The following is a 14,452-nucleotide window of genomic DNA, read 5'->3' on the forward strand; positions in this document are numbered from 1 at the left end:
TGTGATGTGCCTGGACGCCGTCGCCCGGGCGACGGATCAATGCGGGAAGTTACTCCGCTGGCCGCGCTAATGCACCTTTTGTCTGTGCCGATGTGAACGGGGCGTGGCATTGGTCGTGGGGCAGTTGCCTGGAAACCGGGCATGCACAATAATCGCGCAACTGAGAATGGGTGGCAGTTGCCAATGAATCCTGTAGCTAATTACACCTCCAGCATCCTGGCCATCGAGGACGATCCGGTCCTGGGTGCCTACCTGCACGAAGAGCTGCAGCGCGGTGGCTTCAACGTCACCTGGTGCCGCAATGGCCTGGAAGGCCTGGAGGCGGCGGGCCGGCAGGCCTTCGACCTGGTGCTGATGGACATCCTGCTGCCCGGCCTCAACGGCCTGGACGCCCTGGCCAGGCTGCGCCAGCGCAGTGCCACGCCGGTGATCCTGATGTCCGCGCTGGGCGCCGAGGCCGACCGTATCAGCGGTTTCCAGCGTGGTGCCGATGATTACCTGCCCAAACCCTTCAGCCTGGCCGAGCTCAAGGTCCGCATCGAGGCGATCCTGCGTCGCGTCGCCCTCGAGCGCCGCCACCTGCCCGTGGCACAGGGCCCGTCGACTGAACTGCAGTTCGACGAAGGCCTGTGCGATGTGTGCCTCGGCGGCCAGCAGGCCGGCCTGACGCCCAGCGAATACCGCCTGTTCGACATCCTCCATCGCAACCTCGACGAAGTGCTGAGCAAGCCGTTCCTTTATCAGCAGGTGCTGCAACGGGGCTATTCGCGGCACGACCGCAGCCTGGACATGCACGTCAGCCAGATCCGCCGCAAGCTCAAGGCCATCGGCTACCACGAGCGCCAGGTCCGCACCGTGTGGGGCAAGGGCTACGTGCTCAGCGTCGGCGAGGCGGAATAGGCCATGCTCGACCGCCACTCGCTGTTCTGGAAACTGGCCATCCTGCTGGTGGGCTTCTGCCTGCTGATGATCGGCCTGAGTTACACTTGGGGCCGGCATATGGAAACCCAGAACGCCTTTCTCGACGAGCCGGCGCGCCAGGTGCTGCGCGGTTATGCCAGCGAGGCCGAGCGGGCCTGGCGCAGCGGCGGCCGCGAGGGCCTGGACCGCTGGGTGGCGGCGATGCATGAGCGTGAACACGGCTGGGTCGGCGTGCTCGACACCAGCCTGCAGCCGCTGAACAGCGCCATCCTCGGCCCCGAGATCATGCAGCGGCTGACCCGCCTGCGTGGGGTCGACTGGCCGATGAGCCGGCGCAGTATCGACCAGCCCTGGCTGCGCCTGCCGTTCCCCGGGGCGCCGGAGCAGGGCATGCTGATCATCGAGTTGCCGCAACGGCTCAACCCCGGGCACTACCGGGTGCTCTGGCAGGTCGTCACCAACGGCCTGATCCCCGGGCTGTTCACCCTGCTGCTGTGCGTCGGCCTGTACCGCATGCTGATCGTGCCGCTCAACCAGCTGCGCGAGCAGGCCAATGCCTGGCGCGCCGACCAGCTTTCGGCGCGGCTGGACTCGCGCACCATCGCCCGCCATGACGAGCTGGGCGAACTGGCCCGCGCCTTCGACCAGATGGCCGAGCGCCTGCAGGGCACGGTCAACCTGCAGCAGCAGTTGCTGCGTGACCTGTCCCATGAAATGCGCACACCGCTGAGCCGCCTGCGCGTGGCCTGCGATGGCGAGACGGACCTCGAGCGCCTGCGTGAACGCCTGGGCCGCGAGGTCGACTGCATGCAGCAACTGGTGGAGGGCACCTTGCAACTGGCCTGGCAGGACGCCGAGCGAGCGCCGATGAACCTCGAACCTATCCAGGTGCAGGCGCTGTGGGAACTGCTGGTCGAGGATGCCCGCTACGAAAGCGGCTGGTCGCCCGAGCGTTTGCGCTGCGAGCTGCCGGGGCACTGCTGGGTGCAGGGCAACCTCAACTACTTGGCCCAGGCGCTGGAGAATCTGCTGCGCAATGCCATTCGGCATTCTCCGGAGAGTGGCCTGGTGCGCTTGGGCGGGCAGCGTGAAGGCGGATATTGGCGACTGTGGCTGGAAGACGAGGGCGGTGGCGTGGCCGAGGAAGACCTGGAGCGGATCTTTGCGCCGTTCTCCCGGCTCGATGGCTCACGGCCCGGCGACGGCGGGTTCGGCTTGGGGCTGAGCATTGCCCGCAGTGCTGTCCAGCGTCAGGCCGGCACCTTGTGGGCGGAGAATGGCAAGCGCGGGCTGCGGCTGTGCATGCGCTTGCCGATGCATGTGCCGGCCTCTTCGCGGGTGAACCCGCTCCCACAGGTCCCGCACTTGCCTCAAACGCTGTGATATCCCAGGGCTCCCACAGGTCCCGCACTTGCCTCAAGCGCTGTGATATCCCAGGGCTCCCACAGGTCCCGCACTTGCCTCAAGCGCTGTGATATCCCAGGGCTCCCACAGGTCCCGCACTTGCCTCAAGCGCTGTGATATCCCAGGGCTCCCAAAGGTCCCGCACTTGCCTCAAGCGCTGTGATATCCCAGGGCCCCCACAGGTACCACACTTGCCTCAGGCCCTGTGATATCCCTGTGGGAGCGGGTTTACCCGCGAATGCCTCAGCACTGCAGGACCAGGACTGCACGGCACCTTATAGCTTGTAGCTATAGCGACCGCAGATTGCGTGATATGGCCGCAGGTGGTTTGCCGGTATGATAGGCGCCCCTGCCGTCCGGATTGTGAAATACGCCATGACCTTGCAGTACCCAACCATCGCCGATTGCGTCGGCAATACGCCCCTGGTTCGCCTGCAGCGCATCGCTGGGCAAACCAGCAACACCCTCCTGCTCAAGCTCGAAGGCAACAATCCCGCCGGCTCCGTGAAAGACCGCCCGGCGCTGTCGATGATCACCCGCGCCGAGCTGCGCGGCCAGATCAAGCCCGGCGACACCCTGATCGAGGCCACCTCCGGCAACACCGGCATCGCCCTGGCCATGGCGGCGGCGATCAAGGGCTACAAGATGATCCTGATCATGCCCGACAACTCCACCGCCGAGCGCAAGGCGGCGATGACCGCCTATGGCGCCGAGCTGATCCTGGTGACCAAGGAAGAGGGCATGGAAGGCGCCCGCGACCTGGCCGAGAAGCTCCAGGCCGAAGGCCGCGGCCTGGTCCTCGACCAGTTCGCCAATGGCGACAACCCGATCGCCCACTACACCAGCACCGGGCCGGAGATCTGGCAGCAGACCCAGGGTACCATCACCCATTTCGTCAGCTCCATGGGTACCACCGGCACCATCATGGGCTGCTCGCAGTACCTCAAGGAACAGAACCCCAACGTGCAGATCGTCGGCCTGCAGCCGATGGAAGGCTCGGCCATCCCCGGCATCCGCCGCTGGCCCGAGGAATACCTGCCGAAGATTTTCGACGCCACCCGTGTCGACCGCGTGGTCGACATGTCCCAGCAGGAAGCCGAGGACACCACCCGCCGCCTTGCCCGTGAAGAGGGCATTTTCTGCGGCGTGTCTTCCGGTGGTGCGGTGGCCGCCATGCTGCGCCTGTCCCGCGAAGTGGAAAACGCCACGATGGTCGCGATCATCTGCGACCGCGGCGACCGTTACCTGTCCACCGGCCTGTTCGATCCGAGCTAAATGTCCAAGAAAAAACCCAATTCCGGCCTGCGCTTCCAGCCGGCCGGCGGCAACCGCACGCCCCAGGTCCCCGTGGGCAAGAAACAGCGCCTGGAGATCGAGCGCCTGGCCGGTGACGGCCGCGGCATCGCCTTTGTCGAAGGGCGCACCTGGTTCGTCAGCGGCGCCCTGGCCGGTGAAACAGTCGAGGCGCGCGTGCTCAATGCCCGCGGCAAGGTGGTCGAGGCGCGCCTGGAGCGTGTCCTGCAGGCCAGCCCCGAGCGTCGCCAGGCCCCGTGCCGGCACTACCAGCGCTGCGGCGGCTGCAACCTGCAGCACCTGCCCCACGAGGCCCAGCTGGCGCTCAAGCAGCGCACCCTGGCCGAGCAGCTGCAACGGGTGGCCGGCGTGCAACCCGAGGAGTGGGCCGCGCCCCTGAGCGGGCCGGAATTCGGTTACCGGCGTCGGGCGCGTGTGGCCGTGCGCTGGGATGTGAAGGCAAAGCACCTGGATGTCGGTTTCCGCGCCGAAGCCAGCCAGGAAATTGTCTCCATAGATGACTGCGCCGTGCTGGTACAGCCTTTGCAATCTATTCTTCGCCACTTGCCGACCGTGTTGCGCTCGCTGGGCAAGCCGCAGGCGATCGGCCATGTGGAGCTGTTCAGCGGTACTGCCGAAGCCGTGCTGGTGCGTCATGTGGCGCCGCTCGCGGCGGATGACCTGGCGCGTCTGCAGGCGTTCTGCGCTGAAGCCAAGGCCCAGCTGTGGCTGCAGGGCGAGGGCGAACCGGCGCCGGTGGATGCCGATGCCAGGCTCGGTTTTGCCCTGGCGCCGTGGCAGCTGGAACTGGCGTGGCGCCCGGGCGATTTCGTCCAGGTCAACGCCCAGGTCAATACGTTGATGATCGAGCAGGCCCTGGCCTGGCTCGCACCGCAGGCCGACGAGCGTGTGCTGGACCTGTTCTGCGGCCTGGGCAACTTCGCCCTGCCGCTGGCGCGCCAGGCCCGTGAAGTGGTGGCGGTGGAAGGGGTGCAGGCCATGGTCGATCGGGCCGCGGCCAATGCCCGGGAAAACAATGTGCATAATGCACGCTTTTTTCAGGCCGATTTATCGCAGCCTTTGGCAGGTGCCGGGTGGGCCGCCGAGGGCTTTTCTGCGGTACTCTTGGACCCACCGCGCGACGGTGCGTACGAGGTGGTGCAAGGCATCGCCCGGCTCAACGCCAGGCGGCTGGTGTACGTATCGTGCAACCCGGCCACGCTGGCGCGAGACGCCCAGGTGCTGGTCGGCCAGGGGTACCGGTTAAAAAGGGCCGGGATTCTCGACATGTTTCCTCAGACGGCGCATGTCGAAGCCATGGCGTTATTCGAAGCGGGCTAGCAATCTGGCCCCTTGGTGCGGCTTCCACGGAAGCGAAGCCGTACGGTGATAGCCAGTGCACCCGTGTGGTGCGCTGTATGGAAAGGTAAAACAAAGATGGTACAGGTGAGAGTGCACCAGCCGGTCAACACGGACGGCAGTATCAATCTCGAAGCATGGCTGGATCATGTGGTGAGCGTCGATTCGGCACTGGATCGCGTGGCGCTGAAAGAAGCCTGCGAGTTCACCCAGGAAATCGAAAAGAAGGGCAACCCGGCCAAGCATTCCTGGGCCGACGGTACGTCCAGTTACCAGGCTGGCCTGGAAATCGCCGAAATCCTCGCCGACCTCAAGCTCGACCAGGATTCGTTGGTCGCGGCGGTGATCTACCGCTCGGTGCGCGAAGGCAAGGTGACCCTGGCCGAGGTCGGCCAGCGTTTCGGCCCGGTGGTGTCCAAGCTGATCGACGGCGTGCTGCGCATGGCCGCCATCAGCGCCAGCCTCAGCCCGCGCCAGTCGCTGGTGCTGGGCTCGCAGGCGCAGGTCGAGAACCTGCGCAAGATGCTCGTGGCCATGGTCGACGACGTGCGCGTGGCGCTGATCAAGCTGGCCGAGCGCACCTGCGCGATCCGCGCGGTGAAGGCCGCCGACGACGAAAAACGCCTGCGCGTGGCACGCGAGGTGTTCGACATCTATGCGCCGCTGGCCCATCGCCTGGGTATCGGCCACATCAAGTGGGAGCTGGAGGACCTGTCCTTCCGCTACCTCGAACCCGACCAGTACAAGCAGATCGCCAAGCTCCTGCACGAGCGCCGGCTGGACCGCGAACGCTTCATCAGCGACGTGATGAACCAGTTGCAGAACGAACTGCTGGCCACCGGGGTCAACGCCGACATCAGCGGCCGGGCGAAACACATCTATTCGATCTGGCGCAAGATGCAGCGCAAGGGCCTGGAATTCAGCCAGATCTACGACGTGCGCGCCGTGCGCGTGCTGGTGCCGGAGGTGCGCGACTGCTACACCGCGCTGGGCATCGTGCATACCCTGTGGCGGCACATCCCCAAGGAATTCGACGACTACATCGCCAACCCCAAGGAAAACGGCTACCGCTCGCTGCACACCGCGGTGATCGGCCCCGAGGGCAAGGTGCTGGAAGTGCAGATCCGTACCCACGGCATGCACGAGGAGGCCGAACTCGGCGTCTGCGCCCACTGGCGCTACAAGGGCACCGACGTCAAGCCGAGTTCCAACCACTACGAAGAGAAGATTTCCTGGCTGCGCCAGGTGCTCGAGTGGCACGAGGAGCTGGGCGACATCGGTGGCCTGGCCGAGCAGCTGCGGGTCGATATCGAACCCGACCGGGTCTACGTGTTCACCCCTGACGGCCACGCCATCGACCTGCCCAAAGGCGCCACGCCGCTGGACTTCGCCTACCGCGTGCACACCGAGATCGGCCACAACTGCCGGGGCGCGAAGATCAACGGGCGCATCGTGCCGCTCAACTACAGCCTGCAGACCGGCGAGCAGGTGGAGATCATCACCAGCAAGCACGGCAACCCGAGCCGTGACTGGCTGAACTCCAACCTGGGCTATGTCACCACCTCGCGGGCGCGGGCGAAGATCGTCCACTGGTTCAAGCTGCAGGCACGCGACCAGAACGTCGCCGCCGGCAAGACCCTGCTCGAACGCGAACTCAGCCGCCTGGGCCTGCCGCAGGTGGACTTCGAGCGCCTGGCCGAGAAGACCAACGTCAAGACCGCCGAGGACATGTTCGCCTCGCTCGGTGCCGGTGACCTGCGCCTGGCGCACCTGGTCAACGCCGCCCAGCAACTGCTGGAGCCCGAGCGCATCGAGCAGATCGAACTGGTGCCGCGCAAGCCCAGCGGCTCTCGTACCGGCAAGCGGGGCGACATCCAGATCCAGGGTGTCGGCAACCTGCTCACGCAGATGGCCGGCTGCTGCCAGCCGCTGCCGGGCGATGCCATCGTCGGCTACATCACCCAGGGCCGTGGCGTGAGCATCCATCGCCAGGACTGCGCCTCGGTGCTGCAGCTGGCGGGCAAGGAGCCGGAGCGCATGATCCAGGTGAGCTGGGGGCCGATCCCGGTGCAGACCTACCCGGTCGACATCGTCATCCGTGCCTACGACCGCCCGGGCCTGCTGCGCGATGTGTCGCAGGTGCTGCTCAACGAGAAGATCAACGTGCTGGCGGTGAACACCCGCTCGAACAAGGAAGACAACACCGCGCTGATGTCGCTGACCATCGAAATTCCCGGTCTGGATGCCCTGGGGCGCCTGCTGGGGAGGATTTCGCAGTTGCCGAACATCATCGAGACGCGGCGTAATCGTACCCCTTGAGACCGCGGCGCGGTCTTCGCGGGCAAGCCCGCTCCCACAGCTACAGTGCACATCTTGCAACTTGCACGTAACCTTGTGGGAGCGGGTTTACCCGCGAACGCTTTGCCACCGAAGGACCTGCTTAAATGATCTACACCCTCGACGACCTGCTGCACCTCATGGCCCGGCTGCGTGACCCGCAGTACGGCTGCCCATGGGACCTCAAGCAGAACTACGCGAGCATCGTCCCACACACCCTGGAAGAGGCCTACGAAGTCGCCGACACCATCGAGCGCGGCGACTTCCAGCACCTGCAGGGCGAGCTCGGCGACCTGTTGTTCCAGGTGGTCTACTACAGCCAGCTGGCGCGGGAGGAGGGGCGCTTCGAGTTCGATGGCGTGGTCGACGGCATCACCCGCAAGCTGATCCGCCGCCACCCCCACGTATTCCCCACCGGTGAGCTCTACGCGCCGCTGGACACCCCCAGCCTGAGCGAGGCCCAGGTCAAGTCGCGCTGGGAAGAGATCAAGGCCGAGGAACGCGCCGAAAAAAGCACCCCCGAACAACTGTCGCTGCTCGATGACGTACCGGCGGCATTGCCGGCGTTGTCGCGTGCGGCCAAACTGCAGAAGCGTGCGGCCACCGTCGGTTTCGACTGGCCGGCGGCTCTGCCGGTGCTGGACAAGGTGCGCGAGGAGCTCGACGAAGTGTTGCAGGCCATGGCCGACAACGACGCCGACGCCCTGGAAGATGAAGTCGGCGACCTGCTGTTCGCCGCCGTGAACCTGGCCCGGCACCTCAAGCAAGACCCGGAAAACGCCCTGCGCCGCGCCAACCGCAAGTTCGAGCGGCGTTTCCGCTTCATCGAACAGGCATTGCGCGACAGCGGCCGGCCAATCGAAGATTGTAACCTTGACGAACTGGACGCCCTCTGGGGGGAAGCCAAACGTCAGGAAAAGAACCTGCCCAGCTGCGGCTGAGCTGATGCATAAGTGAGTGAACATTCATGAGCCTTTCCCTTCGCGACCAATTGCTCAAAGCTGGTCTGGTCAACCAGAAACAGGTCTCGCAGACCAACAAAGCCGAAAAGAAACAGAAGCGCATGGAGCACAAAGGCCAGGTCGAAGTCGACGACAGCCAGCAGCGCATGGCCAAGGAGGCGATGGCCGAGAAGGCCAGGCGCGACCAGGAGCTGAACCGCCAGCAGCAGGAAAAGGCCGAGCAGAAGGCGCGCGTTGCGCAGATCAAGCAGTTGATCGAGGCCACCCGCCTGCCCAAGCTGACCACCGAGGATTACTACAACTTCGTCGACGACAAGAAGGTCAAGCGCATTGCCGTCAATGCGCTGATGCGTACGCGCCTGAGCAATGGCGCGCTGGCCATCGTTTCCCACGCCGGGGGCTATGAAGTGATCCCGCGCGAGGCGGCGGTGAAGATCCAGGAGCGCGACCCTAACCGTATCCTGCTGCTCAACACCCATGTCGAGGAGGCGGATGAAGATGACCCGTACGCCGCCTACAAGATCCCTGACGATCTGATGTGGTAAACACGAAAAACCCCGCCGAGGCGGGGTTTTTTTGGAAGGCTGTGTCATTGCAGGATCATTGAGTGGCGCGCTGGTGTTCCAGGTCTTCAAGCTCAATGCGGTATTGGTGAGCTTCCTGTTCATTGTGGAACATACCGACCAATTGGCCTTGCTGGTGCACATCCCAGATCCGCACGCCAGCGGCCAGGCCTTCGTGGGACATTTTCGATTCGTCGCGTTCGGTTACTTGGACAGTCATCGTTAAACTCCACTGCTTTAGGTGTCTGCGACACTGTGTCGCACAACCCCTTTATAGAGTTTGTTAGCTGGCTAAGTAAATAAAACGGCAATGAAACAATCTTCATGAAACCCCGGACGCGGTCCTCGTAGGAGCGGCCTTGTGTCGCGAAAGGGGCGCGCAGCGGCCCCAGGATCTCGGCCTTACAGCACGATTGCCGGGGCCGCTGCGCAGCCCTTTCGCGACACAAGGCCGCTCCTACAAGCGCGCGATTGCAGGCATGAAAAAGCCCCGCACAGGGCGGGGCTCCGGATACTGCGGGCTGTAGCGGATCAGTTGCCCTTCACCGACTTGCCGTCGACCGTGCCATCCTGCAGCACGATGACGTATTCCTTGCCATCGGTTTCGACCTGGCGCAACTGCACCAGCAGGTAGTCCCAGTCCTTGGCGAACCACAGTTCGGTGATGCGCTTGCTCTGGCTCGGGTCGCGCACCCGCTCGACCTTCACCGCCTCGACCTGGCCGGTCTTGGTGGTGACCTTCTCGGTGCCGAGCACGCGGAAGTCATAGTTGTCGACCTCGTCACCGTCGACCACCTGGTAGGTCATGCTCTTCTTGCCGGCAGCCACGTCATGCTGCAGCGCCAGCTGGTAGGACGATTTGTCCAGCACGCCGCGGTTGAGCGGCAGGTTGACGGCGTCCTTGCGGTCGGTGCCGGTGATCTTCTTGGCGTTCCAGTCGAAGGTCAGGTCGACGGTCTTGGCCTTGCCCAGGCCGCCACGCTCGAAGTGGTACTTCTGCGGCAGCAGGGTGCCGTTGTCCATGCGCAGGGTGCTTTGCTCGGTCAGGCTGGCGATCATCATGGAAGCCTTGAAATCAAGGTTCCAGCTGCCGTCCTTGTTCTTTACCAGGCTGCGCTCGGCGGTGCCGCTCATGGGCAGTTGCTTCCAGTCGGCGGTGTAGCTGGCCGAGAACGGCTTGAGGTCAGCTGCCTGGAGGGGCAGGGCGAGCACGGCGAGAGCCATTAGCAGGGCGCGACGCATAAATTCTCCTAGGGTCGGATCAAGTGACCACTGGCCGGCAGCGGTTGGCCATCCAGCAAGGCGCTCTGTTCGCCCAGGCGCAAGCGCCCTTGGGCAAACCAGTGCACCGCCAGCGGGTAGATCTGGTGTTCCTGATGGTGGACCCGTTGCGCCAGGCTTTCCAGCGTGTCATCAGCCACCACCGGTATGACAGCCTGTACGACCAGAGGCCCGCCATCGAGTTCCTCGGTGACGAAGTGCACGCTGCAGCCATGCTCGGCATCGCCGGCTTCCAGCGCCCGGCGGTGGGTATGCAGGCCTTTGTACTTCGGCAGCAGCGACGGGTGGATATTCAGCAGGCGGCCCTGGTAGTGGCGCACGAAGCCGCCACTGAGGATGCGCATGAACCCGGCCAGCACCACCAGGTCCGGGGCGAAGCCGTCGATGCGCGCCATCAGCGCGGCATCGAAGGCTTCACGGCCGTCGAACTGGGTGTGGTCGAGCACGGCGGTGTCGATACCGGCCGCCTCGGCCCGTTGCAGGCCGTAGGCATCGGCGCGGTTGGACACCACCGCGGCGATGCGCACCGGGCTGTCAGCAGCACGGCAACTGTCGATCAGGGCTTGCAGGTTGCTGCCGGAACCCGACAGCAGTACCACGACATTGCAGGGCTTGCTCGGCATCAGTGTGCCTTGAGGTTCAGCAGCTCGACCTGGGCAGCGCCTTCGGCGGCCTCGGCGATGTGGCCGATGACCCATGGCTGCTCACCGGCGGCGCGCAGTTCGTTCAGGGCCGCTTCGACCTGGTCCTGGGCCACGCAGATGACCATGCCGACGCCGCAGTTCAGCACGCGGTGCATTTCGTGCTCGTCGACGTTGCCTTTTTCCTGGAGGAAGTCGAACACTGCCGGGCGCTGCCAGCTGGCCACGTCGACCACGGCCTGGGCGTTTTTCGGCAGCACGCGCGGGATGTTGTCCAGCAGGCCGCCACCGGTGATGTGGGCCATGGCCTTGACCGCGCCAGTGTTCTTGATCAGCTGCAGCAGCGGCTTGACGTAGATGCGGGTCGGGGCCATCAGCAGGTCGGTCAGCGGCTTGCCGTCGAGCTGGGTGTTCTCGATGTCGGTGGCCGACACTTCGAGGATCTTGCGGATCAGCGAGTAGCCGTTGGAGTGCGGGCCGGAGGACGGCAGGGCGATCAGCGCGTCGCCGGTGGCGACCTTGGAGCCGTCGATGATCTCGGCCTTTTCCACCACGCCGACGCAGAAGCCGGCCAGGTCGTAGTCCTCACCTTCGTACATGCCTGGCATCTCGGCGGTTTCGCCGCCGACCAGGGAGCAGCCAGCCAGCTCACAGCCGGCGCCGATGCCGGTGACCACGGTGGCAGCCACGTCGACGTTGAGCTTGCCGGTGGCGTAGTAGTCGAGGAAGAACAGCGGCTCGGCACCGCAGACCACCAGGTCGTTGACGCACATGGCGACCAGGTCCTGGCCGATGCTGTCGTGCTTGTTCAGGTTCAGCGCCAGGCGCAGCTTGGTGCCGACGCCGTCGGTGCCGGAGACCAGCACCGGCTGCTTGTAGCCGGCCGGGATCTCGCAGAGGGCGCCGAAGCCGCCCAGGCCACCCATGACTTCAGGGCGTGCGGTGCGTTTTGCCACGCCCTTGATGCGTTCGACCAGTGCTTCGCCGGCGTCGATGTCTACACCGGCGTCCTTGTAGCTCAGGGAGGGTTGCTTGCTCATTGATCCAGGCCTTTAAGAGGGAGGGATTCGTAAAAACGACCATGACGGCCAAGGCCGGCTTGGAAACGGCGGCTGCCTGAAACGTCAGTGGTCTGTGAAGGCGCGCGATTTTATCAGGGTTGCCGTGCAGCGGCCATCCTCAGGCCGACGGGCAGGGCCCTAAAGCGTTAAAAAACATCCTTTCACAGAGCGCGACTGGTTGCCGTGCGGGACGCTGTATAAGGTATAGGAAAGGCGGCCGGCTGAAATGCGCCGTGCGCGGGAGCATTTTCCCATGGCTGGCGGTCACAGCCAGCATTCAGCGCTTCGTCGCCACTCGTTTTCTGGACAGGAATCCTCCATGCGTCTTCTCGATTATCTGGCAGCCGGTTGCCTCGCCCTGGTCAGCATTGCCGCCCAGGCCGAAACCGTCGGCGGGCTCTACCAGGTGCATCAACCGCTCGAAGGGCAGGGGGCCGAAGCCCGTACCGCCGCCACGGCCAAGGCCTTCGAAACCCTCGTGCTGCGCCTGACCGGCGACCCCAAGGCCGCGCAGAGCCCGGCCCTGGCCGAGCTGCGCAAGGACCCGCAACGGATCATCAACCAGGTCGGCACCGAAGCCGGGCCACCGGAGGCGGTGCTGGTCGAGTTCGACCCCGGCAGCACCGAGCAGGCCCTGCGCAAGGCCGGCCTGGCCCTGTGGGGCAGCAACCGGCCGTCGATCCTCGGCTGGTGGCTGAACGACAGCGTCGAAGGCAGCAGCCTGGTCGGTGATGGCCAGGCCAGTGCCCAGCCGCTGCGCCGCGCCGCCCAGCACCGGGGCCTGCCGCTGCGCCTGCCGCTGGCCGACCTGCAGGAGCAGCTGGTGGCCAACGCCAAGCAGCTCGAAGGCAACGACCCGGCGCCGTTGCGCGAGGCTGCCGAGCGCTACGGTGCCGACGCCATGCTGGCGGTGCACGCCCATGAAGCCGACGGCAAGTGGCAGGGCAAGTGGCAGTTGTGGCTGGGCGACAAGCGCGAGCAGGGCACTGCCGAGGGCGCCGACCAGGCAGCCCTGGCCGACGCGGTGCTGCTGGCGGTGGGCAATCGCCTGGCGCCGCGTTATGTGACCAGGCCCGGTAGCAGCGGCCAGGTCCTGTTGCAGGTGCAAGGCATGAACCTGCAGCGCTATGCCGAGATGAGCCGCGTGCTCGAGCCCTATGGCCCGCGCTTGCGGATGGCCGAGGGCGGCACCCTGACCTATGCGGTCAATGGCAGCCGCGAGCAGTTGCGCGCGCAATTGGGCCTGGCCAAATTGCAGGAACTGCCTGGCGATCAGGTGCCCGCCACCCCGGCACCTGTCGCCGCTGGCACTGCCCCACAACCCGGCGCCAGTGCGCCGGCCCCCGCAGCCAAGCCGTTCGACGGCCTGCGTTTCCGTTGGTAAGGAATGCCATTCGTGACAGACATGCGTCGCTGGATCCTGCTGGGCACGGCCCTGCTGGTTGTCGTACTCCTCTATAGCCTGCACAACATTCTCACGCCGTTCCTGGTGGGTGTCCTGTTGGCCTATATGGCCGACCCGCTGGTCGATCGCCTGGAGCGCCTGGGGTTGTCGCGCACCTGGGGCGTGGTGGTGGTGTTCGGCCTGTTCACCCTGATGCTGCTGGCGCTGCTGCTGATCCTGGTGCCGATGCTGGCCAAGCAGCTGGTGCGCCTGTACGAGTTGGCGCCGCAGATCCTCGACTGGCTGCAGCATGTGGCCTTGCCCTGGGTGCAGCACAAGCTGGGCCTGGCCGACGGCTTCTGGAAGTTCGACAAGATCAAGGCCGCCATCGGCGAGCACATGGGGCAGACCACCGATATCGTCGGCGTGGTGCTGTCCCAGGCGACGGCGTCGAGCCTGGCCCTGATCGGTTGGCTGGCGAACTTCGTGCTGATTCCCGTGGTGGGCTTCTATCTGCTGCGAGACTGGGACCTGATGATGGCCAAGCTGCGCAGCCTGCTGCCACGCCAGCGAGAGGAGCAGGTGGTGGGCCTGGCCAGCGAGTGCCACGAGGTGCTCGGCGCGTTCGTGCGTGGGCAGTTGCTGGTGATGGTCGCCCTGGGCGTCATCTATTCCGCTGGCTTGATGCTGGTCGGGCTCGAGCTGGGCCTGCTGATCGGCATGCTCGCCGGGCTGGCGGCCATCGTGCCGTACATGGGGTTCATCATCGGCATCGGCGCGGCGCTGCTGGCCGGGCTGTTCCAGTTCGGCGGCGATCTGTATCCGATGCTGGGCATCGTCGCGGTGTTCATGGTCGGCCAGGCGCTCGAAGGCATGGTGCTGACCCCCTTGCTGGTGGGTGACCGCATCGGCCTGCACCCGGTGGCGGTGATTTTCGCCATTCTCGCCGGTGGCGAGCTGTTCGGCTTCACCGGCGTGCTGCTGGCCCTGCCGGTGGCGGCGGTGATCATGGTGCTGCTGCGGCATGTGCATGACCTGTACAAGGAATCCGACATGTATGCCGGGGATGTCGATCCGGGTTTGTAGGGCCTTGGCATGGCTGTGGGAGCTGACCCGCTCCCACAGCCATCAAAAAATGCGCAACTCGTTGATTTTGCTTGCGCTATCCGCCTCCGTGATTGTGCGCCCCGCAATGCGGGTATAGACTTTGCAACATTGTTCACCAAAGGCCCCCTGCGGTCTCCCG

At 65.2% G+C, this 14,452-nt stretch carries 13 protein-coding genes; 9 read left to right on the forward strand and 4 right to left on the reverse strand.

The genetic code is table 11. The features are described 5' to 3' along the window. Positions 1-183: 183 nt before the first annotated feature. The 7 genes from ACIP21_RS00245 to ACIP21_RS00275 all read left to right on the forward strand — a co-directional run bounded on the left by ACIP21_RS00245 (position 184) and on the right by ACIP21_RS00275 (position 8,821). A complete protein-coding gene (locus ACIP21_RS00245; protein ID WP_400682628.1) occupies positions 184-900 on the forward strand; it encodes a response regulator transcription factor in 717 nt (238 codons plus the stop codon). Positions 901-903: 3 nt separating this feature from the next. After that, positions 904-2,304, forward strand: a complete 1,401-nt coding sequence (locus tag ACIP21_RS00250) for a sensor histidine kinase (protein WP_400682630.1) — start codon at positions 904-906, stop codon at positions 2,302-2,304. 396 nt (positions 2,305-2,700) lie between these two features. Then, the gene (gene cysM, locus ACIP21_RS00255) at positions 2,701-3,600 is read left to right on the forward strand and encodes a cysteine synthase CysM (RefSeq protein WP_400682632.1); all 900 of its coding nucleotides are present in this window, start codon (positions 2,701-2,703) and stop codon (positions 3,598-3,600) included. Then, positions 3,601-4,959, forward strand: a complete 1,359-nt coding sequence (gene rlmD, locus ACIP21_RS00260) for a 23S rRNA (uracil(1939)-C(5))-methyltransferase RlmD (RefSeq protein WP_400682635.1) — start codon at positions 3,601-3,603, stop codon at positions 4,957-4,959. It begins immediately after the preceding gene. A 96-nt stretch (positions 4,960-5,055) separates the two neighbouring features. Next, the gene (gene relA, locus ACIP21_RS00265) at positions 5,056-7,296 is read left to right on the forward strand and encodes a GTP diphosphokinase (protein ID WP_400682637.1); all 2,241 of its coding nucleotides are present in this window, start codon (positions 5,056-5,058) and stop codon (positions 7,294-7,296) included. 128 nt (positions 7,297-7,424) lie between these two features. After that, entirely contained in the window at positions 7,425-8,255 is an 831-nt protein-coding gene (mazG, locus tag ACIP21_RS00270; protein ID WP_400684265.1) for a nucleoside triphosphate pyrophosphohydrolase, read from the forward strand. Positions 8,256-8,281: 26 nt separating this feature from the next. Next, complete coding sequence (locus ACIP21_RS00275) at positions 8,282-8,821, forward strand: DUF2058 domain-containing protein (RefSeq protein ID WP_400682640.1); 540 nt, start codon at positions 8,282-8,284, stop codon at positions 8,819-8,821. Between the two features lie 55 nt (positions 8,822-8,876). Here the strand turns inward: ACIP21_RS00275 and ACIP21_RS00280 are convergent, their stop codons facing one another. The 4 genes from ACIP21_RS00280 to purM all read right to left on the reverse strand — a co-directional run bounded on the left by ACIP21_RS00280 (position 8,877) and on the right by purM (position 11,801). Beyond that, positions 8,877-9,059: a hypothetical protein gene (locus tag ACIP21_RS00280; RefSeq protein WP_400682642.1), complete on the reverse strand. Its 183-nt coding sequence runs from the start codon at positions 9,057-9,059 to the stop codon at positions 8,877-8,879. A gap of 311 nt (positions 9,060-9,370) precedes the next feature. Next, a complete protein-coding gene (locus ACIP21_RS00285) occupies positions 9,371-10,081 on the reverse strand; it encodes a DUF3108 domain-containing protein (protein WP_400682645.1) in 711 nt (236 codons plus the stop codon). Between the two features lie 8 nt (positions 10,082-10,089). Then, on the reverse strand, positions 10,090-10,743 hold the full coding sequence (gene purN / locus ACIP21_RS00290; RefSeq protein WP_400682647.1) for a phosphoribosylglycinamide formyltransferase: 654 nt from the start codon (positions 10,741-10,743) through the stop codon (positions 10,090-10,092). Continuing rightward, positions 10,743-11,801, reverse strand: a complete 1,059-nt coding sequence (purM, locus tag ACIP21_RS00295; protein ID WP_400682649.1) for a phosphoribosylformylglycinamidine cyclo-ligase — start codon at positions 11,799-11,801, stop codon at positions 10,743-10,745. The genes purN and purM overlap by 1 nt, the downstream gene beginning before the upstream one ends. Before the next feature lie 340 nt (positions 11,802-12,141). Between purM and ACIP21_RS00300 the strand changes: the two genes are divergently transcribed. Together ACIP21_RS00300 and ACIP21_RS00305 are read left to right on the forward strand one after the other, a co-directional pair. Further along, a complete protein-coding gene (locus ACIP21_RS00300; RefSeq protein ID WP_400682651.1) occupies positions 12,142-13,206 on the forward strand; it encodes a DUF2066 domain-containing protein in 1,065 nt (354 codons plus the stop codon). A gap of 12 nt (positions 13,207-13,218) precedes the next feature. Further along, positions 13,219-14,292: an AI-2E family transporter gene (locus ACIP21_RS00305; protein ID WP_400682652.1), complete on the forward strand. Its 1,074-nt coding sequence runs from the start codon at positions 13,219-13,221 to the stop codon at positions 14,290-14,292. Positions 14,293-14,452: the final 160 nt, after the last annotated feature.

It is taken from the genome of Pseudomonas sp. NPDC089401 (assembly GCF_044749485.1).
Classification (GTDB): domain Bacteria; phylum Pseudomonadota; class Gammaproteobacteria; order Pseudomonadales; family Pseudomonadaceae; genus Aquipseudomonas.

Excerpts from the sequence above, each read along its gene's own strand:
- ACIP21_RS00250 (WP_400682630.1), top strand. The coding sequence starts at position 904 with ATGCTCGACCGCCACTCGCTGTTCTGGAAACTGGCCATCCTGCTGGTG.
- ACIP21_RS00280 (WP_400682642.1), bottom strand. The coding sequence starts at position 9,059 with ATGACTGTCCAAGTAACCGAACGCGACGAATCGAAAATGTCCCACGAA.
- rlmD (WP_400682635.1), top strand. The coding sequence starts at position 3,601 with ATGTCCAAGAAAAAACCCAATTCCGGCCTGCGCTTCCAGCCGGCCGGC.
- ACIP21_RS00285 (WP_400682645.1), bottom strand. The coding sequence starts at position 10,081 with ATGCGTCGCGCCCTGCTAATGGCTCTCGCCGTGCTCGCCCTGCCCCTC.
- ACIP21_RS00300 (WP_400682651.1), top strand. The coding sequence starts at position 12,142 with ATGCGTCTTCTCGATTATCTGGCAGCCGGTTGCCTCGCCCTGGTCAGC.
- purN (WP_400682647.1), bottom strand. The coding sequence starts at position 10,743 with ATGCCGAGCAAGCCCTGCAATGTCGTGGTACTGCTGTCGGGTTCCGGC.
- cysM (WP_400682632.1), top strand. The coding sequence starts at position 2,701 with ATGACCTTGCAGTACCCAACCATCGCCGATTGCGTCGGCAATACGCCC.
- ACIP21_RS00245 (WP_400682628.1), top strand. The coding sequence starts at position 184 with ATGAATCCTGTAGCTAATTACACCTCCAGCATCCTGGCCATCGAGGAC.
- ACIP21_RS00275 (WP_400682640.1), top strand. The coding sequence starts at position 8,282 with ATGAGCCTTTCCCTTCGCGACCAATTGCTCAAAGCTGGTCTGGTCAAC.
- purM (WP_400682649.1), bottom strand. The coding sequence starts at position 11,801 with ATGAGCAAGCAACCCTCCCTGAGCTACAAGGACGCCGGTGTAGACATC.
- relA (WP_400682637.1), top strand. The coding sequence starts at position 5,056 with ATGGTACAGGTGAGAGTGCACCAGCCGGTCAACACGGACGGCAGTATC.